We start from the raw sequence: 630 nt of genomic DNA, 5'->3' as shown, positions 1-630 counted from the left end.
CTTATCAATGTGTTATTTCTGCGGCAACAGGTCATATTTTAAACAATGAAACAGGAGCGATCGAAGCAACCGGCCACAAAATTTTAAGCATAGAAAAAGAAGACGGAAAACTTAATCCTTCAGATATAATTCCTGTTTTGGAAAGTCACAAAAATATTCCACATCAGGTAATGCCGAAGCTGGTTTATATTTCAAATTCTACCGAGCTTGGAACAATCTATACAAAAAAAGAACTGGAAGATCTTTCTGACTTTTGCAAAAAAAACAATCTTTATCTTTTTATGGACGGAGCGCGTCTTGGTCATGCATTAACTTCTCAAATAAGTGATTTAAATTTAAAAGATATTGCTCAGTTAACCGATGTTTTTTATCTCGGCGGAACCAAAAACGGAGCTTTGCTGGGAGAAGCAATTATCATAAATAATAAAAATTTGCAGCAAGATTTTGCCTTTAATATCAAACAAAAAGGCGCATTGTTGGCAAAAGGCAGACTTCTGGGAATACAATTTTTGGAGTTGATGCAGAATGATCTTTATTTTGATTTGGCTAAAAACGCTAATCAACAGGCAATGAAAATAAAAAATGCCTTGTCTGAAAGGGGAGTACAGTTTTTGTCTGAAACCTATACCA

At 34.6% G+C, this 630-nt stretch carries 1 protein-coding gene; it reads left to right on the top strand.

All coding sequences use genetic code 11. The annotated features are described in order from the left end of the window. Window positions 1-630, top strand: a 630-nt coding sequence (locus tag AB4Y90_RS18120; protein WP_441558951.1) for a threonine aldolase family protein, incomplete at both ends; no start/stop codon positions are given.

It is taken from the genome of Chryseobacterium sp. 2TAF14 (assembly GCF_052115105.1).
In the GTDB taxonomy this organism is placed as follows: domain Bacteria; phylum Bacteroidota; class Bacteroidia; order Flavobacteriales; family Weeksellaceae; genus Chryseobacterium.
The sequence above is the reverse complement of the archived record's forward strand: the minus strand, read 5'-3'. Positions and strand labels throughout refer to the sequence as shown.